This is a genomic window from Clostridium sp. Marseille-Q2269, assembly GCF_943736985.1.
Classification (GTDB): Bacteria; Bacillota; Clostridia; order Clostridiales; family Clostridiaceae; genus Clostridium_F.
The window spans coordinates 101,275-122,358 of the sequence record NZ_CALSFS010000008.1 but is presented as its reverse complement, the minus strand read 5'-3'; the positions used below and the strand labels follow the sequence as shown (position 1 = coordinate 122,358).

Here is a 21,084-nt window from a genome sequence, read left to right as displayed (position 1 = left end):
GTGATAAAAATTGTTAATAGTTAAAGATATAGAAAAAACTTATAATACAGGAGAAATAAGTTTTAAAGCTTTAAAAGGAATATCTTTAGAAATAGAAAAAGGAGAATTTACATCCATAATGGGGCCTTCTGGTTCTGGTAAGTCTACATTTATGAATATACTAGGCTGTTTAGATAAAATGGACAAGGGAGAATACATATTAAACGGTAAAAATGTAACAGATTTAACAGAAACAGATCTAGCATATGTAAGAAATAAAGAAATAGGATTTGTTTTTCAAGCATTTAACTTATTACCTAGAATGACAATATTAGATAATGTGGAACTACCAATGGTTTATGCAGGATTACCATTAAAAGAAAGAAAAGAACGTGCATTAAGTGCTTTAGAAAAGGTAGGTCTCATAGAAAGAATTAATCATAAACCTAATGAAATATCAGGTGGACAAAAACAAAGGGTTGCTATAGCTAGGGCTATAGTGAATAATCCATCAGTTATAATGGCAGATGAACCTACAGGAAACTTAGATACAAAATCATCAATGGACATAATGCGAATCTTTCAAAATTTAAATGATGATGGATCTACTATAATAATGGTAACCCATGAACCTGATATTGCTAAATATACTAAAAGAATAGTTAAATTTAGAGATGGCCATATAGTATCAGATGAAAAAGTTTTAAATAGGGAGATAGTATAATGAAATTTTTAGAAAATTTGAAAATGGCTTTAGATAGCATAAAATCAAATAAAATGCGATCTTTTTTAACTATGTTAGGAATAATTATAGGCATAAGCTCTGTTATAACTATAGTATCTTTAGGTAAAGGTGGACAAAACAGTATAACTGGAGAATTTGAAAAAATAGGATCTGCCACAGTAAGCGTAAAAGTAGATCAATCAAAAGCAGGAAATAATGATTATATAAATTTAGAAGATTCTGATATAATAAAGAATAAAATAGATAAAGTTAAATATGTAGCACCAATGGTTGGAAAAGACGGTTTTGTTACAGAAGGAACTAAAAATAAAAGATTGTATATAGATGGATCAACTCCAGATGTACAGTATGTGAATAATGCAGAAATGATGTATGGAAGATTTTTCAATGAAGCAGAACATGAAGAAGGTAAATCTGTAGTTGTAATAGATGAAAGGTCAGCTAGAAATATGTTTGGAACAGAGGATGTAGTTGGAAGAAATTTAAAAGTCATTACTAAAACTGCCAGTAAACAAGTTACTATTATAGGAGTTATTAAGTCAGAATCAGGGCCATTTGGTGGTGGTGGTGGAGAAGATACCCCTATTTTTTTAACATGTCCTATAAAGTTTGTAAAAAATTTATATCCTGAAGAATTTAATATAGATAGTTTATATATTATAGCTACAAATAAAAATGACACAGAAGAAGTGGGCACTAGGGCTAAAAATATATTAGAAAATAGACATCATAATAAGGGAAAAGATATGTATAAAGTTGAAAATATGTTAAAACAATTAGATCAAGTAAATAAAGTTATAGGAATATTTACTACATTTATTGGAGCAGTGGCAGCTATATCATTATTAGTTGGTGGTATAGGAGTTATGAATATAATGCTAGTATCTGTAACAGAAAGAACTAGAGAAATAGGTATAAGAAAAGCATTGGGAGCAACCACAAAAAATATATTGATACAATTTTTAACAGAATCTGTAATAATATCTTTAATAGGTGGACTTATAGGTATGACAATAGGTATAGTATCAGCAGAAATTATAGGGAAATTTATAAAGATAGCCCCATCAGTATCTATAAAAGCTATACTTATAGCTATATTATTTTCTTCTTCTGTTGGAATATTCTTTGGTATATATCCAGCTAAGAAGGCAGCAAAACTAAATCCAATAGATGCATTAAGATATGAGTAAAGTTTAGGGCATTTGCTTATAACTGTATAAGTGATATAATTACACTATAAATTTACTTTGAAATATATAGGAGGTTTTTTTATGAGTAATTGTGATAGTTGTGCTAGTAAAGCAAAATGCAGCAGTGAAGGAAGCTGTTCTAAGGAAACTTTTAAATATGGCAATGCAAAAAATGTTATAGGTGTAATTAGTGGAAAAGGTGGAGTAGGAAAATCAACAATAACAGGTATATTAGCCACTAAATTAAGAGAAGAAGGCTATAAAGTAGGTGTTTTAGATGGCGATATAACAGGACCATCTATGCCAAGATTCTTTGGTATTAGTGATAAGAGAGCGGCTATAATTCCAACAGGAGAAAATGATGAAGTTAAAATCATTCCTGTAGAAACTAAGACGGGAATAAAGGTAATGTCCTTAAATTTATTAACAGAGCAAGAAGAGGCTCCTGTTATATGGAGGGGACCTGTAATAACAGGTGTTTTAACTCAAATGTATACTGATACAGAATGGGGAGAATTAGATTATTTGCTTATAGATATGCCACCAGGAACTGGAGATATAGCTCTAACTGTAATGCAAAGTTTACCTGTTAGTAAAATGGTAGTTGTTTCTACACCTCAGGATATGGTTTCTATGATAGTTAAGAAAGTAGTTATAATGATACGAAAAATGGAAATAGATGTGTTGGGTGTGGTGGAAAACATGTCTTACATAAAATGTGGCAGCTGTGGAGAAAAGCTAAATGTATTTAGTAAAAAATCAGCTAAAGAGCAAGCTGAATATCTGAATATACCATTAATAGCAGATATGCCTATAAATCTGGATTTATCTGAAAAGATGGAAATGGGAGAAGTAGAATCATTTATCATAAATAATGAAGAATATACTCAGCTATATAATAATTTTAAAAATTTATATAAGTAATAATAAAGCTTCAATGAATATTCATTGAAGCTTTATTAGTTATGTTTTAAATACAGTTAAATATTTTAAGAATAAAAATAAGTATAAAAGTTAAGTATAATTGTATAAGAATTTATATTCTAGGGAGATGTTTATAATGAAGATAGAAATTGATAGGGATAAATGTATAGGATGTGGCATGTGTAGAGATATAGGAGACGGATTATTTGAGATGGGAGAAGATGACAAGGCACAGTTAACAATATATCCAATACCTGTATTAAAAGAACAATATGGTAAAGAGGCAGAATATGCTTGTCCTGTTAATGCTATAAGAACCATAATATAGAAATAAATAGTATATAATAAAATATAAAATTTAAACTAATTTTAACAAAATATAAAAATATAGTAGATTTACTAAATTTCTAATATTTGGTATAATGAACATGTCAATAAATATATTTGTGATATTGTTAAACTTTTGATGGTAGGACAAACTGCAATAAGCTATGAAATTATTATTTTATGATTGATATATACACTAATAGAACTTGTCTTATAAGTTGTATAGAGTAGGACATAGATATATCCTACTCAAATAGTTTTTAAGAATAAATCAGAATTATTGTATATAAAGTTAAATACGTAGATAAATTAGATATAAAATAAAAATTGCATACACTCAAGAGAAATAAAAGTTATTAGAAAAAATTTATAATTTTATTATAAGGGGTTTGCTCTGTACATGGGTTTATGTTTATTTTGTCGCCTATTTTAGCATTGTTATTAATATCTTCAATATCTAAAGCTAAACTTAAACCATTGCTAAATTTAACTATGATATTCTCTTCATTCATGTCTATAATTTCACCTAACATAGTAGCACCTCCTTTATATATTTTTTTATAAAACGCATATATTATTCATTAATTATATAAATTAATTGGGGGTTAATATGTTATATGTTTTTATCAGTATATTATTTTTAATTATGATAATATATGAAAATATCATCATAATAAATTTAAGAAAAAGTATGAAAAAACTACAATGTGCTAAGAATATAATTTATGATATGACAAAAAATGTTAATAAACAAAAAAACGTAGATAAAGTATATGAAATAATATTAAAAACAGCTATAAATTTAATACCAAAGGCAAGTAAAGGAAGCATTTTAATAATGGATGACGAAGAAAACTTTAATTATGTAGCAATGCTAGGATATGATAGTAAGCTTAAAAATATAAAGCTTAACAAAAAAGAAGTTTATTTAAATAAGATAAATGGATTTAAAGAAACGGCTATAATTGAAAAGCCAGTAAAGTTAGATGAAAAAATTTTGAATAAGAATACCATAAATAAATTTAAAGAACTAAAGGCATTAAACATTAGTTGTATAATTTCAGCACCTATATATATGGATGACAAATTATTTGGACAGATTAATATAGATTGTACAAAGAGAAATTATAGATTTAAAAAGGAAGACTTGAAGTTAATGGACTATATAAAGGATGAATTGCAATTAATAATAAAGTCCTTCATGATAAAAGAAGAACTCATATATAAGGCTAATTATGACGAATTAACAAAAATTTTTAATAGAAGATATTTTAATGAAATAATGAAAAATGAAACAAAGGAAAGTAATAAAGTTTTAGTATTAATTGATATTGATAATTTTAAGACTATAAATGACATTTACGGACATAGTACTGGAGATTTTATTTTAAAGGTTTTTGCTAATTTAATAAAAAGATATTTAAGAGATAATGACTTATTTTTTAGATTTGGTGGAGATGAATTTATAGTGTTATTCAATAATTTAGATGATAATGGCGTTATAAATTTTATGGAGAATATTAGAGAGAAAATTAATAAAAATAAAATAAGAGGAATAAATATAGATTTTAGTTATGGTATAAGTGAGCTAAAAAATTATAATAATGAAAGCTATGAAGAAGTAATAAATTTAGCTGATAAAAATATGTATATTAATAAAAACAATAAAATAATAGTATGAAATAGTAACCTGATAAAATTCTTGGCATATATTCATAGGTATAGAGGTGAATATATTGGATAGGAACCAGGTTATATTTAGAATATTTTTATCTATAATAATCGGTGGAGCCATAGGGTTTGAAAGAGAAAAAAAGAATAGACCAGCGGGGTTCAGAACTCATATATTGGTATGCATAGGAGCCTGTATAGCAGTAATGATACAATTATATATAATACAATATATGAAAGAAATTATACGAACAGATGGAGATTTTAAGTATTTGCTCAGTGCAGATGTATCTAGAATGGCTTCCCAAGTTATTACAGGTGTAGGTTTTTTAGGTGCAGGAACTATTATAAGAGACAAAGGTTCTGTAAAGGGACTAACAACGGCAGCTAGTATTTGGGTAGTGGCTTGTATAGGAATTTCTGTAGGATTAGGATTTTATTTTTTAAGTGTAATAGGATTCTTAGGTTTAATATTATCTTTAATTGTTTTTGAGATAATAGAAAGAGTAGTAAGTGATAAAAATAGAGAATACTATATAACTATAGAATATTTATCTAATAATGATATTATAGAATATACTTTAAAAGAATTATTAAAAAATCAGATTCACATAAAGAGTATAAAATTTTTTAATAGAAGCATTAATGATGAAGAAATAATAAAAATAAGATTGAATATAATTATAACTAATAAATTAAACTTTTTATCTGTAATAGAAAATATAAGAAGCAATAAAAATATATACAGTATAAATATAACTAAAATAAATAGAATAAAAAATAAAATATAATAATATAATGTAAAAAGAACGTATATTTTTTATATAAATACAATAAATTGTATTTACAGAAATAAAATATACGTTCTTGTTGTTTTTTGTAATAAAAAATATATAAATTTAAGTGTTTATGCAATTTGTATTGAAGTATAAATATATATAAATATCAAGTGTGTATATTGTATAAAATTTAATATAAAAGTTAGATAAATAGAATTAATTAGACTTAATCACTATATTTATTTAAATATAAAATTGCTGAAAAATTTTTAAGATAGTATAATGTTCAAAGTATATAGACACAATATGTTGTAGGTAGGAGGAAGATAATATGCTATATGTTGTGAAAAGAGACGGTAGAAAGGTAGAGTTTAATGTTGTTAAAATATCAAATGCAATTAAGGGAGCAGCAGAAGAAATTGCTTTTGATATGAAGGAAAGTGAAAATATAAGTTTAACTCAAAGTGTTATAAAAAACATAGAAGATTCTCAAAAAAAAGAAATATCCGTGGAGGATATACAAAATTTAGTTGAGCATGTTTTAATTGATAGCGGATTTAAGCAAATAGGATATGCTTATTCAAATTATAGAAAAGAAAGAACAAAAATAAGAGAAATAAAATCTGGATTGATGAAAGCTATAGAAAAAATAGGAGTGGAAACAGATAGAGATAATGCAAATGTAGGCAATAATTTTAGTTCTAAACTTTTAAGAATAGCTAGTGAATCTAATAAATGGTACAATTTAGGGGTAATGCCGAAACATTTAGCTAAATTGCACGAAAACGGAGATATATATTATCATGATTTAGATAGTTACAATTTAACAGTAAATTGTTTGAATATAGATACAGGTAAAATATTGGAAAGAGGTTTTAATACAGGTTATGGTACAATTAATGCTCCCAAGAGAATTGAAAGTGCTGCGGAATTAAGTTGTATATTACTCCAATCTACTCAAAATGATATGTTCGGAGGTCAAGCTCATGTAAATTTTGATAATGATATGGCATTGTTTATTCCTAATACTAGATCAGAAATAAGAAAAGATATACTAGAAGATTTAAAAGAATTAGGTTTAGAAGAAGATAGTTTCAAGGAAGAAAAAATAGATAAGTTAGTAGAAGATAGGCTAGTATTACGTATACATCAAGCTATGCAAGGAATAGTTTATAATTTAAATACTATGCATTCTAGAGCAGGTTCTCAAGTACCATTTAGTTCTATAAATATTGGAATACCAAAGAGTAAAGATGCAGCTTTAATATGTGAAATATTCTTAAAAGAATATGAAAAAGGGTTAGGTAAGGGTGAGCAACCAATATTCCCTAATATAATATTTAGAGTAAAAGATGGAGTAAATAGAGAAGAGAAAGATCCATATTATTATTTGTTTAAATTAGCTGCTAAGATAGCTGGTAAAAGAATGAATCCTACCTTTATGAATATGGATTCGGATTTTAATAAGGAATATTACGATAAAGGAATAATTCCAGCTACTATGGGATGCAGAACCTATGTATGTTCTAATATAAATGGAGACGAAGGTCCCGGTGGTAGAGGTAATATAGCTCCTACAACTATAAATCTTCCTAGAATCGGTATATTAGCTAAAAAAGACATACATAAATTTTTTGAGATACTAGATAATAGATTAGAATCAGCAAGGGAATCTTTATTGCATAGATATAATGTGTTAAAAAAACTAAGGGTAAAGGACTTACCGTTTGTTGTAGGTGAAGGACTTATGAAAGGCTCAGAAAATTTATCACCGGATGATTCTATTGAACCTATTTTAAAAGAAGGATCTTGGGCTATAGGTTTTATAGGAGTAGCTGAAACTTTAACAGCACTTGTAGGAAGTCATCACGGAGAAACAGAAGAAGCCAGAGAATTAGGACTAAAAATAGTTTCATATATAAGAGATTTTTGTGATAAATATAAAGAAATAGACAGATTGAATTGGAGTTGTTATGCCACACCAGCAGAAGGCTTAAGTGGTAAATTTATTCTTCAAGATAGGAAAGTTTTTGGAGAAATAAAGGGTGTTACAGATAAAAATTATTATACAAATAGTTATCATATACCAGTAGGATTTTCCATATCAATCAAAGAAAAAATTAATATAGAAGCTCCTTATCATAAGTTATGTAATGGTGGACATATAAGTTATATTGAATTAGATGACTACCCATCAGAAGAAATAATTATGGATATAATTCAATATGCATATAGAAATACTAACATATCATATATGGGAATAAATTTTCATATAAAATATTGTAGAGAATGTGGAACATATCTTGGAGTGGAAGAGGACGTTTGTAATTGTGGAAGCACAAATATACAAGGAATATCAAGGGTAACGGGATATTTAAGTTTAGATGAAAGATTTGGAGCTGGCAAAGTAGCAGAAAGAGCTGATAGAACATCAAATAATTCCAAACATAAAAAAATCTATACTGTATAATAATTGAGGTGTTTAGCCATGAATAATAAGTATTTACAAGTAGCGGGTTTTTTAGATAATTCATTAGCTAATGGAGCTGGACTAAGGTCAGTTTTATTTGTATCAGGATGTAAACATAATTGTGAAGGATGTCAAAATATAGAAATGCAATCCTTTTGCTATGGAGATAAAGTGTCACTAAAGGATATATCAAAAAGAATAGAAAGTAATATGCCATTAATAAGAGGAGTAACCTTTAGTGGAGGAGAACCACTAGAACATACAAAAGAGTTAAGTATTTTAGCTAAAGAAATAAAAGAATTAGGATTAAATATATGGTGTTATACAGGCTATACTTTTGAATATATTAAAGAAGAAGTTAATAAAAATGTACAACTTAAAGAATTAATGAATTTAATAGATGTACTGGTAGATGGTAAGTATGATAAATTAAAAAAAGATGGATCTTTAAAATATAGAGGATCATCTAATCAAAGAATAATTGATGTAAAAAGAAGTTTAAATAAAGATAAAATTGTTACTTTAAATTTATAAAAGTAGTAAGTTTTATCAGTATTATAATAATATATATCACTGTAATATATTATTATATGGATTTAGAAAGCCGCTTAAACAATGTGTTTAGCGGCTTTAATTGATATATAACAAAAGTATTTTTATTATTTATGCAAAATATATTAATACATATTGAGTATATAAACCATATTAGTGTAATTTCTTATATTGTTTTCTAAGGTTATTGTATCACAGCCTATTTGCAGTCTTTTATCCATATGTAGTAAAAAATTTTCTAAACCATCTAGTTTGATTTTTATATTATTTAATCCAAAATGCATTGGGATTACTATATGACTATTTAAGTTTTTACATAAAGTAGCAGCTTCTTTACCATTAAGTGTATAATTGCCTCCAATGGGTACAAATAATACATCTATGTTACCTAAATTAGAAATAAAGTCTTTTGATAATAAGTGACCTAAATCACCTAGATGACATATGTCATAACCATCTATTTTAAATTTAAATATTATATTATTTCCTCTTTTAAGACCCTTAAGTTTATCGTGATAGCTTTTGAATCCTTTTATTTTTAAATCTTTATGTTTATACTGTATAGGAGTATCTATAATTATGCAATTTTTATTTAGATCATCTTTAAAATTATGATCAAAATGATTATGACTTATAGTACATATGTCTGAATTATAATTCAGACTATGAATACCTATACTAGGTTCATAGGGATCGGTTAATATAGTAGTTTTAGAACTACTTTCTAAAATAAAACAAGAATGACCTAACCATTTAATTTTCATGCTTACCTCCTAAGTTTAAAAGTATTTTAAACTTAGTTTTAGTAAATAAATATATAGTATTCAAAATATGTTCTAATATTTCTAATTTTTTATAAATAAAGTAATTGACAATAAAAAATATGTATACTATAATATCTTAAAAGCGGTGAACAGGAAGAGTATTTAAATTGATTTCTTAAAGAGAGTGGGCGGTTGGTGAAAGTCTACAGAATAGATCTAGAGAAAATCCCCTGGGAGCTGGAGACTGAAAGATTTGCAAGTAAGTTCTCTCGTATTTCTGCGTTAAAGAATAGAGTCTAATATAATATTAAAATTATATTGTACTTGAAAATTGTTTAAAGTTTTATAGGTGGTATAGCGAATGTAACTTCGTCCTATTGTGGATGGAGTTTTTTTATTTAATATGGGAAATATTAATTATAGGAGGGAGCAATAGATTATGTACAATAAAATCGATTCTAATAAAAGCTTTGTGCAAAGAGAAAAAGATATAGCTAATCTTTGGAAAAGTAAAGATGTAATAGAAAAAAGTTTAAATTCAAATGAAGATGGGGAATATTTTACATTTTATGATGGACCACCAACAGCTAATGGTAAACCACATGTAGGACACGTTCTTACAAGAGTAATGAAAGATCTTATTCCAAGATATAAAGTTATGAAAGGATATAAGGTATTAAGAAAAGCTGGTTGGGATACACACGGACTTCCGGTAGAACTTGAAATAGAAAAAAAATTAGGTATATCAGGTAAACCACAAATAGAAGAATACGGCATAGAAAAGTTTGTTACAGAATGTAAAGATAGTGTATTTAAATATACAAGTCTTTGGAAGCAAATGTCTGAACAATTAGGATTTTGGGTAGACATGGATAATCCATATATAACTTATGACAATAACTATATAGAATCTGTATGGTGGGCATTAAAACAAATGTGGAAAAAAGAACTTTTATATAAAGGCCATAGAGTAACACCGTATTGTCCAAGATGCGGAACTGCATTATCTTCTCATGAAGTGGCTCAAGGATATAAGGACGTGAAAGAGTCAACAGCTTTTGTTAAATTCAAAATAAAAGGAGAAGAAAATAAATATTTTCTTGCTTGGACTACAACTCCTTGGACATTACCAAGTAACGTAGCATTAGCAATAAATAAGTCTTATGATTATGTGGAAGTATTAAATGATGGAGAACATTATATATTAGCTAAGGAACTTTTAGGAAAAGTAATACAAGGTGAATGTGAAATAGTTAAAGAATTTAAGGGTGAAGAAATAGTAGGCGTTGAATATGAACAATTATTTAAATTTGAAGCACCTGAAAAGAAAGCATTCTACGTAGTACATGCGGATTATGTAACTCTTACAGATGGTACTGGTATAGTTCATACAGCTCCAGCTTATGGTGATGATGATAGTAAAACAGGTAAAAAGTATGATTTACCTTTAATAAATTTAGTTGATAGTGAAGGTAATTTTGTAGATTCAGTAGAACCATGGAAGGGAATGTTTGTAAAAAAAGCAGACCCTAAAATATTAGAATATCTAAAAGAAAATGGTATGCTTTATAAATCAGAAAAATTTACACATTCTTATCCACATTGTTGGAGATGTAATACACCACTTTTATACTATCCAAAAGATAGTTGGTTTGTAAAAATGACATCTTTAAGGGATGATTTAGTAAAAAATAATAATAGTATACATTGGTATCCTGATCATATAAGAACAGGTAGATTTGGAAAATTCGTAGAGAATGTAATAGACTGGGGTATTTCTAGAGACAGATACTGGGGCACACCTCTTCCAATATGGGAATGCGACTGTGGACACAGGGAGTGTATAGGAAGTATAGAAGAATTAAAGGAAAAAGGAATAGATGTTCCAGAAAACATAGAACTTCATAAACCATACATAGATGCAGTTAAATTAAATTGTCCACACTGTGGAAAAGAAATGACTAGAACGAATGAAGTTATAGACTGCTGGTTTGATTCAGGTTCTATGCCTTTTGCACAACATCATTATCCATTTGAAAATAAAGAATTATTTGATAAAACATTCCCAGCTCAATTTATATCAGAAGCTGTAGACCAAACTAGAGGATGGTTCTATACGTTACTTGCTATATCTACAGCATTATTCGGAAGGAGCTCTTATGAAAACTGTATAGTTTTAGGCCATGTATTAGATAAACGTGGACTTAAGATGTCAAAATCTAAGGGAAATGTAGTTGACCCATTTGATGTACTAGAAAATGAAGGAGCTGATGCGGCAAGATGGCATTTCTATACAGCTAGTGCACCATGGTTACCAACAAGATTTTCAGAAGAAGATGTAAGAGAAACTCAAAGAAAATTCTTAAGTACATTATGGAATGTATATTCATTCTATGTTTTATATGCAGATTTAGATAACTTTAACCCATTAGAATATAAGAACTTTAAATCAGAACATGTAATGGATAAATGGATATTATCTAAGCTTAATTCTTTAATTAAAGATGTAGAAGAACATTTAGATAGCTATAGAATAACTCAAGCTTCATTATTACTTGAAGATTTTGTAGATGAACTTTCAAATTGGTATGTTAGACGTAATAGATCAAGATTTTGGAGTACAGAACTTACAGATGATAAAATTGGAGCATATACAACATTATATAGAGTTTTAACTACAGTAATAAAAGTAGGGGCACCATTTGTACCATTTATTACAGAAGAAATGTATCAAAATCTAGTTGTAAATCTAGATAAAGATGCAAAAGAAAGTATTCATTTGTGTAAATGGCCATCTTATGATGAAAGTAGTATGGATAAAGATTTAGAAGGAAAAATGGATTTAGCTTATAAAATAGTTAAATTAGGACGTAGTGCTAGAAATTCAGTTAATATAAAGAACAGACAGCCTCTTCAAGAGATGTTAGTTAGCACAAAGGAATTACCAGAATATTATGAGGATATAATAAAAGAAGAGCTTAATATAAAGAAAGTTGTATCTGGAGCAGATCTTTCTAACTATGTTAATTTTGAAATAAAGCCTAATTTACCTGTATTAGGTAAAAAATATGGAAGATTTATACCTGCTATCAGAAAAACTATAGGTGCTATGAACCAAATGGAATTAGCTCAAAATATAAATAATGGTAAGTCTGTATTTATAGATATTGAAGGTTGTGAAGATCAAATAGAACTTACAGCAGAAAATTTACTTGTAACAATGCAAGGACTAGAAGGATTTGCTTTTGCTGGTGAAGGAGAAATAGGTGTAGTACTAGATACGCATATTACAGAAGAATTAAAAGAAGAAGGTTTCTTAAGGGAAATACTTAGTAAAGTACAAAATATGAGAAAAGAAAGCGGATTTGAAGTGGCAGATAAAATTAATTTATATGTATCAGGAAATGATACTTTAAATGCCATAGTTAAAAAATATGAAGATGAAATAAAAGCAGAGACTCTATCACAAAAAATTAGTTATGATGAAAATGCAGATTACACTCAATGTAAAATAAACGGAGAAGATTACAATATAGCAATGAAAGTTGTTAAATAGCACATACAATTTTGTGCATAGAATAAAAATTGTTTATTCTATGCACGTTTTTTATTATAATAATTGTAATAAGGGAAAACTATTAAAGAATAGAAAATTTTATAAATATAAATATTTTAGATTTTAATAAATAATAGGAGTGATTTGAATGGCAGTTTCAATAAAAGATGTAGCTAAAGAAGCTCAAGTTTCCATAGCTACGGTTTCAAGAGTATTAAACAATATAGATGTTGTAAATGAGGATACTAAAAAGAAAGTATTAGATGCAATAAAAAAATTAGGATATAGACCTAATATAGTTGCTAGAAGTTTAAAAACACAAAAATCTAAAACCATAGGAATAATAATACCAGATATATCAAATCAATTTTATCCAGAGATTGTAAGAGGAGCTGAAGATGTAGCTAATATATATGATTATAATATAATGCTATGTAATACAGATTTAGATCCAGAAAAAGAAATGGAGTATTTAAGAGTATTAAGAGAGAAAATGGCAGACGGTGTTCTATATATGAGTAATTCCTTGGAAAAAAATATATTAGAACTAATTAAAAGCTTGCAACTACCAGTAGTTTTAGTAGAAACAAAAGATAATAAAGAAAATCTACCAAGTGTAACTATAGATAATTTAAAAGCAGCTTTAGATGCTACAGAATATTTAATTAATAAAGGCAATAAGAATATAGCTTACATAGGATTGCATGAAGATATGGCAAATGGTGCAGCTTTAAGATATGAAGGATATAAATTAGCTTTAAGTAAGAATAATATTGAAGAAAACAAAAACTTAGTTTATTTAGGTGGTATGAAGGTAAAGGATGGTTATGAAGGTGTAAATAAAATATTAGAAAATGAAAAAGTAGATGCTATTTTCTGTGCTGATGATGAAATAGCTATGGGAGCAATAAATGCTTTAAGAGATAAAAATTTAAGAATTCCTGAAGATATAGATGTTATGGGATTTAATAATATATATTCTGCTGATGTTTTTTATCCTAAATTAACAACAGTAGCACAGCCAATGTATGATATGGGATCTGTAGGAATGAGAATGCTTATAAAAATAATAAACAAAGAACAATTAGAAAATAATGATTATGTATTACAATATAAAATAGTAGAAAGAGATTCCTGTAAAAAATAGATAATTATTAATATATTTTATAAAAAAGATGTGTAGATAAATAGCACATCTTTTTTTATTTTATCATAATTTTTAAAAGCTTAAATTAAACAATAAAATTAAAGAATTTTTCATAATAATTTGTATTACGATTTTTTTGAATATACCAATAGTAAATGGTATAATTTAACATAAAAGTTAATATATTATTTCTAAAAATTAGTGGAGGTGTACATATGAAGTGTTCAGAGAAGATAAAAAATATATTTTATTATCTTTTAAGAATAAAAAAAATGAATAAAAGTTCAAGTGATGTTAGAACATATGAAGCTGCATATACTAAAAAAGACATAGCTAGAAATAATTATTGTAATTTAAATAAAGATAAGAATAATAATATTAATATAAAAATATCTAAAAAAGCAGGGGATATATATGATAAAATTTATAAATATTATTTAGAACAGCAAATGGGAGAAGACGAAAATGAATTAATATTAGGACAAGCTATTTTAGCGTTAAAAACCAGCAAAAATGTGATTCATCCGATGATAACATCAAAGATTAAAGTTGATTTTATAGAAAATGAAGATATTTTAAATTTAAACATTTGTAAAAATATAAAATTAGAAATGCAGGCTTGTGATTTTTTTAATAAAAATATATTTAAAAAAATCCTTACTCTGAAAAGTAACTGGGAAAAAGAAGAAATAGATATAATGGATTATAAAAATATTAAAAATAAAATACAATTATTATTAAATAATAATTCAGAAGTAGAATTTAAAGATATAAAAGATATAAATAAAATAGAGTTAACAGAAAAACCCGTTATATATAATTGTCCAGTGATTATAATAAGGAAAATAGATAATAGTTTATGGGTTAAAGAAATAGAGTCAATGATAGATGTAATAGACAAAGGTTATGATATACCTAAGACTATAGAGGCTTTAGTAGATGAAAAGGAAATAGAAGATAATACTATTATTGATAAAGATCAATGGAAAAGCTGTAAAGAAGATATATTATTTCCACTACATGCTAATGAAGAGCAAATTTCTATAGCAAGAAAAATATGTGATAATGAGGCTATATTAGTCCAAGGGCCACCAGGTACAGGAAAGAGCCATACCATAGCAAACCTTATATGTAATTTTTTAGCTCATGGTAAAAAAGTTTTGGTTACCAGTGAAACAAGTAGAGCTTTAAAAGTGTTAATAAATAAAATACCTGAAGATATAAAGCCTTTATGTGTAAATTTATTAGATAACAATGATGGAGATTATGAATTAGAAGAATGCATTAAAAATATATCTGATAATTTATGCAAAAATCCAAGTGACATAATGGATGATTTATATATTTTGAACAATGAAAGAGAGAAATGTAAGAAAAATAAAGAAGTTTTATATAAGAAATTAAAAGAAATAGAGTTTATGGAAAATAAAAAAATATATTATGGAGGAAATTACTATAAATTAATTAATATAGGATCTTGGCTAAACGAAAATGAATATAAATATGGATGGATTAAAGACAATATAAGATATGAGGATATAAAGCCTGTTAATGAGGAGCAGTTTAATAAATTAGTATCTTTATTAAAAGATAAGGGTAAAGGGTATATAAATAATATTAATGATCTTATGTTTATATGTAATAAAATGCCTTTATACAATGAAGTAGAAAATAAATTAGATAAAATGATATATTTAGAAAGTAATTTGAATTTCTATAAAGATAAAATAAAAGGATGGTATATACCTGCAGAATGCAAATGTAATTATAATACGTTATTAGAATTTTTGTATAAATGTATTGAAAAAATGAAAGATATAACAGAAGATCCTATCATAGGACAAATGTTTAAATTATATTATTCAAGTGAAATTTTTAGAGAATCAATAAATAATTTTTTACTTAATTTAAATAGTTATAAAGATAATTTGATAAAAATAAGAAGCAATATAAATCAATATTCAATAGAAATAAAAGAAATAGATAATATGGATATACTTATAAAGGATTTTCAGATGGTATATTCAAAAGTTAAAGGTAAAAAGAAGATTGGTAAAATATTTAAAGTATTTAATAATAAATATGATTATATTTTTAAAAATTGTTATATAAATGGAGAAAATATAAAAACCATAGAGCAACTAACTATTATGAATGACTATATAGAAGAAAGAAAAATTTATAGTTTTTTAAATAGATTGTGGGAAAATATAATAAATAGTTATGTAAAAAAGGATATAAATTATAATATAGATAATTTAATTTTAGTAGAATATATAACTAATAATTTAGATATTATTATGAATTGGAATAGAGAGTATAGAGATAAAATAATAAAATTATTAGGAAGAATAAGAATACCTATTAATATAAATTGGTATGAAATAAGCACATATGAATATTTCATACAGTGTATAGAATGTATAAAATCAATAAATGAGTATAATGAGTTAAAGGCCTTTATGGAAATAATAAAAAAACAAGTTAGAAACTTTAAAAGTTTAAATTGTATAGTAGAAGGAATAGATGAAGAAAATATAAATTATATAAAGGAAGCTTATGAATATATAGAAAAAATTATGTCAATGAAGTCCAATATGGATGAAATAAACTATGTATATAAAAAGTTGGAGGAAAATTGTCCTAAGACATTAGACTTTGTATTAGAAAATTATAAAAAAGATTATAAATTTAATAATTGGGAAAATGCATGGAAATGGGCTCAATATAACGATTTGTTTAAAAAGTTAGAAAAAATAGATGAAAAAAAGTTGCAAGATAAATTGATAGAAGAAAAAAATAAGGAAAAGAAAATAATAAATCAAATAATTAGTAAAAAAGCATGGAAAAATGTAATATCAAATATTAATGAAGAGCAAAAAAGAAGTCTATTTTCATGGGTACAAGCTGTAAAAAGAATCGGAAAAGGGAGGGGAAAATTCGTATTAGAGTATAGCAACATAGCAAAGGAAGAAATGGAAAAATGTAAAGGCATAATTCCTGTTTGGATTATGCCTTTAGATAAGATAATAGAGAATATAAAACCATCTAAAGAACAGTTTGATGTGGTAATATTTGATGAAAGTAGTCAAAGTAATATATTTGCCATATCTGCTCTTATGAGAGCTAAGAAAGCAATAATAGTTGGGGATGATAAACAGATTAGCCCAGAAGTAGTGGGCACAGATCAAGCCATGATAAACAATTTTATTGATAAGTATTTAGATGGTATACCTCAGAGCCAATGGTTTGATTTGCAGACTAGTTTGTATGATACAGCTCTTAGAACATTTAAAGATAGAACAATGCTTAAAGAACACTTTAGATCTGTGCCAGAAATAGTTCAGTTTAGCAATAAATTATGTTATTCAGATTTAATAGTACCTCTTAGGTATCCTACAAAGAGAGAGGTTTTTAATCCAGCTGTGCAATGTATAAAAGTTGAAGATGGATATAGAGAGAAAAGCAAACAATTAAATATCAATGAGGCAGAAGCATTAGTTAATAAGGTGCTAGAGTGCTGTAGGGATAGTAAATATAAGGATATGACCATGGGGGTGATATCTCTACTAGGAGATTCTCAAAGTGAATTTATAGAAAATTTATTAAAAAATAATTTAAGTAAAGAAGAAATAAAAAGAAGAAAATTAGTATGTGGAGATGCGTATTCTTTTCAAGGGGATGAAAGGGATATAATATTTTTATCCATGGTAGTTGGAGACAATATGAAATATACTGCCTTAACAAAAGAAACTGATACAAAAAGATTTAATGTAGCAGTAAGCAGAGCCAGAAATCAAATATTTTTGTTTTATTCTATAAATTATAAAAATTTAAATAGTAATTGCGTAAGATATAAGTTAATAGACTATTTTAATAATTATAAGAACTACGAAAGTAAATTACCCAATATAAATTATGTTATGCAAACAAAATTTCAAAAGGACATATATGATAATATAAAAAATTTAAAGTGTGATATAAAATCTAATATAAAGTTAGGTAAATATATTATAGATTTTATACTAGAAGGTGAACATAATAGAATTGCGGTAATATGCGATGATGGTGAGTTATATGAAAATAATAATATACAACATATTCTAGATTTAGAGATGGATCTGACTAGATTAGGCTGGTCTTTTTATAAAATAAGAGGGAGTAAGTTTTACAGAAATCCAGAAAGAGAAATGGAAAAATTTTACGAATTTTTGATGAAAAGTGGATTATATAAAAATTATTCTAAAGAAATATTAAAGAATAACTTGTTAGTAGTTTAAATATATACAATGTTTTTTCACAAATGCTATATTTTATACATAATATATGAATATAGCATTATTGGGAGAGGATTCTGTGTTATATGCATTAATACTTGCAGGTGGAAAAGGAACAAGGCTATATCCATTATCACGATCAGAAAACCCAAAGCAGTTTTTAAAGGTAATAAATGATAAAAGTTTCCTAAAGGCAACTGTAGATAGAATAAAACCATTAGTAAATAATGATAATATATATATAGTAACTAATGAAGAGTATATGGACAAAATATATGAAGAATTACCAGAACTGAAAAAAGAAAATATATTTGCAGAACCTTACAATAGAGAAACTGCTACATGTATAGGGCTTTCAGCTGTAAAACTTTTAAAAAAAGATAAGGATGCATCTATGATAGTACTACCTTCAGATCACTATATAGAGAATGAGAAAGAATTCACTGATATTATAAAACAAGGTGTAGATATAGTAGAAAAAAGAAGGGGATTAGTAACCATAGGAATAAAGCCATTAAGACCGGAAACAGGATATGGATATATAAAGATGGGGGATAAGGTTAACAATCAGAGTTTTACTTATAAGGTGGAAAGGTTCTTAGAAAAGCCTAATGTAGAAATTGCAAGAGATCTAGTATCTAGTGAAGAATATTTATGGAATAGTGGAATGTTTATATGGAGAGCAGATGTTTATCTAAGAGAGATGGAGAAATATTTGCCTAAAATATATAAAAGCATGATGAGAATATACACCAAGATAGATACGGAAGAAGAAGATAAAATAATTAGAGAAGAATATGAGGTAATAGAAGGAATATCTGTAGATTTTGGTATTATGCAAAAAACCAGAAAAGCGTATGTTATAAAGAGTAATTTCAAGTGGGATGATATAGGAAGTTTTACTGCTCTTAGTAGATTTCTAAACAGTTATAGAAATAATAGTGTATGTGGTAATAGTTATTTAAAAGAGAGTGAAAATTGTTCTGTAATAGCAAAAGACAAGTTGGTTATAGGATTCGGCATAAAAGATTTAGTTATAGTAGATGGTGGAGATGTACTGCTTATAATGGACAAATATAAAGATCAGGAAATTAAACATTTGGTACAGGAATTAAAAGAAAATGACAATTTAAAAAAATATATATGAAAATAGTATGGATATTAATATCCATACTATTTTTTATATCATTGAAAAATACTTTTTAATGCATAAACTAGTAATAATAAAGATAACTTATTAAATATATATTATTTTTGTTAATTTAAATAATTAAATGCAATATATTGTTAAAAGATTATTTGATATATGTTAAAATTGATTATATATTTAGACAATTATTTTAAGAATATAAATTAAACAATAGTAACCATAAAATAATTAAAAGCAAGGAGAATTAAGTATGAGAAAAATATTGTATTATGACTGTTTTTCAGGAATAAGTGGAGATATGAACTTAGGAGCATTAATAGATTTAGGTGTAGATGAAAATTATTTGTTAAAAGAATTAGATAAACTTAATATTAATGATGAATTTGAAGTTAAAACATATAAAGATTCAAGAAAAGGTATATCAGGAACAAAGGTTGATGTTATATTAAAAAACTCATGTGAACACGAACACAGTCACCATGAAGAGCACAGTCATGAGCATAATCATCATCAACATAATCATGATCAGGAACATAGTCATGGGCATGAACATAGTCATGGGCATGAACATCATCATGAACATAGAAATTTAATAAGTATAAATAAAATAATAGAACATAGTGAACTAAATGATAATATTAAAAATATTAGTAAAGAAATATTTTTAGAAGTGGCTAAGGCTGAAGGAAAAGTACATAATAAATCTTTAGAAGAAGTTCATTTTCATGAAGTAGGCGCAACTGATTCTATAATAGATATAGTTGGAGCTGCTATATGCTTAGATTATTTAAAAGTAGATGAAATATTATGTTCAAAAGTTCAAGTAGGATCTGGATTTGTAAAATGCGCCCATGGAACAATGCCAGTTCCAGCCCCAGCTACAGCAGAAATACTAAAAGATATACCAATGGTGTCTTCAGAGGAAATACCTTTTGAAGCAACTACTCCTACAGGAGCTGCTATAGTAGCATCTATAGTGTGTAAATTTACTCAAAGCAAGAATTTTGACATTAAAAAAGTTGGATATGGTATAGGAGGAAAAGACTTGTCAGATATACCTAATGTATTAAGAGCTTTTTTAGCAGAATATAAGGAAGAAAAAGAGCAGGATTTTGAAAAACAAGAAGCTTTAATATTGGAATGTAATATAGATGATATGAATTCTGAGATTTATGAATATGTAATTAATAAATTACTTCATGAGGGCGCAGCAGATGTTTATATTACACCAATAATAATGAAAAAGACTAGACCAGCTGTTAAATTAACAGTTTTGTGTGAAAATAGATTAGAAGATATTATGAAACAGACTATATTTAGAGAAACTACTACTTTAGGAATAAGAAAATACTGTGTAGAAAAGTCAATGCTAAATAGAAAAATAGAAAAAGTAAGAACTGAATATGGAGAAATTTCTGTAAAAAAGTCTTATTTAAAAGGACAGGTATTAAATAGTAAACCAGAATATGAAGATTGCAAAAAAGCTGCATTACAAAATAATATATCTATAAAAAAAGTTTATGACGCAGTTAATAAAAGTAAGGAGTAATAAT

The 21,084-nt window shown here is 26.5% G+C and carries 15 protein-coding genes and 1 other annotated feature; of the genes, 13 read left to right on the top strand and 2 right to left on the bottom strand.

Going from position 1 to position 21,084, the window contains the following annotated elements; translation table 11 throughout:
• Positions 1–10: 10 nt before the first annotated feature.
• From NGI68_RS11435 to NGI68_RS11420, 4 genes are all read left to right on the top strand, one after another.
• Entirely contained in the window at positions 11–703 is a 693-nt protein-coding gene (locus tag NGI68_RS11435) for an ABC transporter ATP-binding protein (RefSeq protein WP_251861618.1), read from the top strand.
• Entirely contained in the window at positions 703–1,914 is a 1,212-nt protein-coding gene (locus NGI68_RS11430; protein ID WP_251861617.1) for an ABC transporter permease, read from the top strand. Before NGI68_RS11435 ends, NGI68_RS11430 begins: the two co-directional genes overlap by 1 nt.
• An 81-nt stretch (positions 1,915–1,995) precedes the next feature.
• Entirely contained in the window at positions 1,996–2,838 is an 843-nt protein-coding gene (locus NGI68_RS11425) for an Mrp/NBP35 family ATP-binding protein (RefSeq protein ID WP_251861616.1), read from the top strand.
• Positions 2,839–2,974: 136 nt separating this feature from the next.
• Positions 2,975–3,166 carry a ferredoxin gene (locus NGI68_RS11420; protein WP_251861615.1) on the top strand — a complete coding sequence of 64 codons (192 nt, stop codon included), beginning with the start codon at positions 2,975–2,977 and terminating at the stop codon, positions 3,164–3,166.
• A 355-nt stretch (positions 3,167–3,521) separates the two neighbouring features.
• Here the strand turns inward: NGI68_RS11420 and NGI68_RS11415 are convergent, their stop codons facing one another.
• Positions 3,522–3,698 (bottom strand): hypothetical protein, encoded by a 177-nt coding sequence (locus tag NGI68_RS11415; protein ID WP_251861614.1) that lies wholly within the window; start codon positions 3,696–3,698, stop codon positions 3,522–3,524.
• 77 nt (positions 3,699–3,775) lie between these two features.
• Here NGI68_RS11415 and NGI68_RS11410 point away from each other — a divergent pair, with 77 nt between their 5' ends.
• The 4 genes from NGI68_RS11410 to nrdG all read left to right on the top strand — a co-directional run bounded on the left by NGI68_RS11410 (position 3,776) and on the right by nrdG (position 8,619).
• On the top strand, positions 3,776–4,846 hold the full coding sequence (locus NGI68_RS11410) for a GGDEF domain-containing protein (protein ID WP_251861613.1): 1,071 nt from the start codon (positions 3,776–3,778) through the stop codon (positions 4,844–4,846).
• A 55-nt stretch (positions 4,847–4,901) separates the two neighbouring features.
• Complete coding sequence (locus NGI68_RS11405; RefSeq protein ID WP_353505388.1) at positions 4,902–5,627, top strand: MgtC/SapB family protein; 726 nt, start codon at positions 4,902–4,904, stop codon at positions 5,625–5,627.
• 319 nt (positions 5,628–5,946) lie between these two features.
• Positions 5,947–8,085: an anaerobic ribonucleoside triphosphate reductase gene (locus NGI68_RS11400; protein WP_251861611.1), complete on the top strand. Its 2,139-nt coding sequence runs from the start codon at positions 5,947–5,949 to the stop codon at positions 8,083–8,085.
• An 18-nt stretch (positions 8,086–8,103) separates the two neighbouring features.
• Positions 8,104–8,619, top strand: a complete 516-nt coding sequence (nrdG, locus tag NGI68_RS11395; RefSeq protein WP_251861610.1) for an anaerobic ribonucleoside-triphosphate reductase activating protein — start codon at positions 8,104–8,106, stop codon at positions 8,617–8,619.
• Between the two features lie 143 nt (positions 8,620–8,762).
• Here nrdG and NGI68_RS11390 read toward each other — a convergent pair whose 3' ends face one another.
• The gene (locus tag NGI68_RS11390) at positions 8,763–9,401 is read right to left on the bottom strand and encodes an MBL fold metallo-hydrolase (RefSeq protein ID WP_251861609.1); all 639 of its coding nucleotides are present in this window, start codon (positions 9,399–9,401) and stop codon (positions 8,763–8,765) included.
• A 136-nt stretch (positions 9,402–9,537) separates the two neighbouring features.
• Positions 9,538–9,781 (top strand) — a binding site (T-box leader).
• 59 nt (positions 9,782–9,840) lie between these two features.
• On the opposite strand from NGI68_RS11390, the gene ileS reads away from it, so the two are divergent.
• The 5 genes from ileS (at position 9,841) to larC (ending at position 21,080) form a co-directional block, all read left to right on the top strand.
• On the top strand, positions 9,841–12,957 hold the full coding sequence (gene ileS / locus NGI68_RS11385) for an isoleucine--tRNA ligase (RefSeq protein WP_251861608.1): 3,117 nt from the start codon (positions 9,841–9,843) through the stop codon (positions 12,955–12,957).
• Between the two features lie 148 nt (positions 12,958–13,105).
• Positions 13,106–14,104 (top strand): LacI family DNA-binding transcriptional regulator, encoded by a 999-nt coding sequence (locus tag NGI68_RS11380; protein WP_251861607.1) that lies wholly within the window; start codon positions 13,106–13,108, stop codon positions 14,102–14,104.
• 215 nt (positions 14,105–14,319) lie between these two features.
• The gene (locus NGI68_RS11375) at positions 14,320–18,384 is read left to right on the top strand and encodes an AAA domain-containing protein (protein ID WP_251861606.1); all 4,065 of its coding nucleotides are present in this window, start codon (positions 14,320–14,322) and stop codon (positions 18,382–18,384) included.
• Between the two features lie 76 nt (positions 18,385–18,460).
• Positions 18,461–19,528, top strand: a complete 1,068-nt coding sequence (locus NGI68_RS11370; protein WP_251861605.1) for a mannose-1-phosphate guanylyltransferase — start codon at positions 18,461–18,463, stop codon at positions 19,526–19,528.
• A 253-nt stretch (positions 19,529–19,781) separates the two neighbouring features.
• Positions 19,782–21,080, top strand: a complete 1,299-nt coding sequence (gene larC, locus NGI68_RS11365; RefSeq protein WP_251861604.1) for a nickel pincer cofactor biosynthesis protein LarC — start codon at positions 19,782–19,784, stop codon at positions 21,078–21,080.
• Positions 21,081–21,084 lie beyond the last annotated feature (4 nt).

Bases quoted from the DNA above. Each gene is read 5' to 3' on its own strand.
- NGI68_RS11410 (WP_251861613.1), top strand. From the start codon at position 3,776: ATGTTATATGTTTTTATCAGTATATTATTTTTAATTATGATAATATAT.
- NGI68_RS11375 (WP_251861606.1), top strand. From the start codon at position 14,320: ATGAAGTGTTCAGAGAAGATAAAAAATATATTTTATTATCTTTTAAGA.
- NGI68_RS11420 (WP_251861615.1), top strand. From the start codon at position 2,975: ATGAAGATAGAAATTGATAGGGATAAATGTATAGGATGTGGCATGTGT.
- nrdG (WP_251861610.1), top strand. From the start codon at position 8,104: ATGAATAATAAGTATTTACAAGTAGCGGGTTTTTTAGATAATTCATTA.
- ileS (WP_251861608.1), top strand. From the start codon at position 9,841: ATGTACAATAAAATCGATTCTAATAAAAGCTTTGTGCAAAGAGAAAAA.
- NGI68_RS11400 (WP_251861611.1), top strand. From the start codon at position 5,947: ATGCTATATGTTGTGAAAAGAGACGGTAGAAAGGTAGAGTTTAATGTT.
- larC (WP_251861604.1), top strand. From the start codon at position 19,782: ATGAGAAAAATATTGTATTATGACTGTTTTTCAGGAATAAGTGGAGAT.
- NGI68_RS11430 (WP_251861617.1), top strand. From the start codon at position 703: ATGAAATTTTTAGAAAATTTGAAAATGGCTTTAGATAGCATAAAATCA.
- NGI68_RS11425 (WP_251861616.1), top strand. From the start codon at position 1,996: ATGAGTAATTGTGATAGTTGTGCTAGTAAAGCAAAATGCAGCAGTGAA.
- NGI68_RS11390 (WP_251861609.1), bottom strand. From the start codon at position 9,401: ATGAAAATTAAATGGTTAGGTCATTCTTGTTTTATTTTAGAAAGTAGT.
- NGI68_RS11380 (WP_251861607.1), top strand. From the start codon at position 13,106: ATGGCAGTTTCAATAAAAGATGTAGCTAAAGAAGCTCAAGTTTCCATA.
- NGI68_RS11415 (WP_251861614.1), bottom strand. From the start codon at position 3,698: ATGTTAGGTGAAATTATAGACATGAATGAAGAGAATATCATAGTTAAA.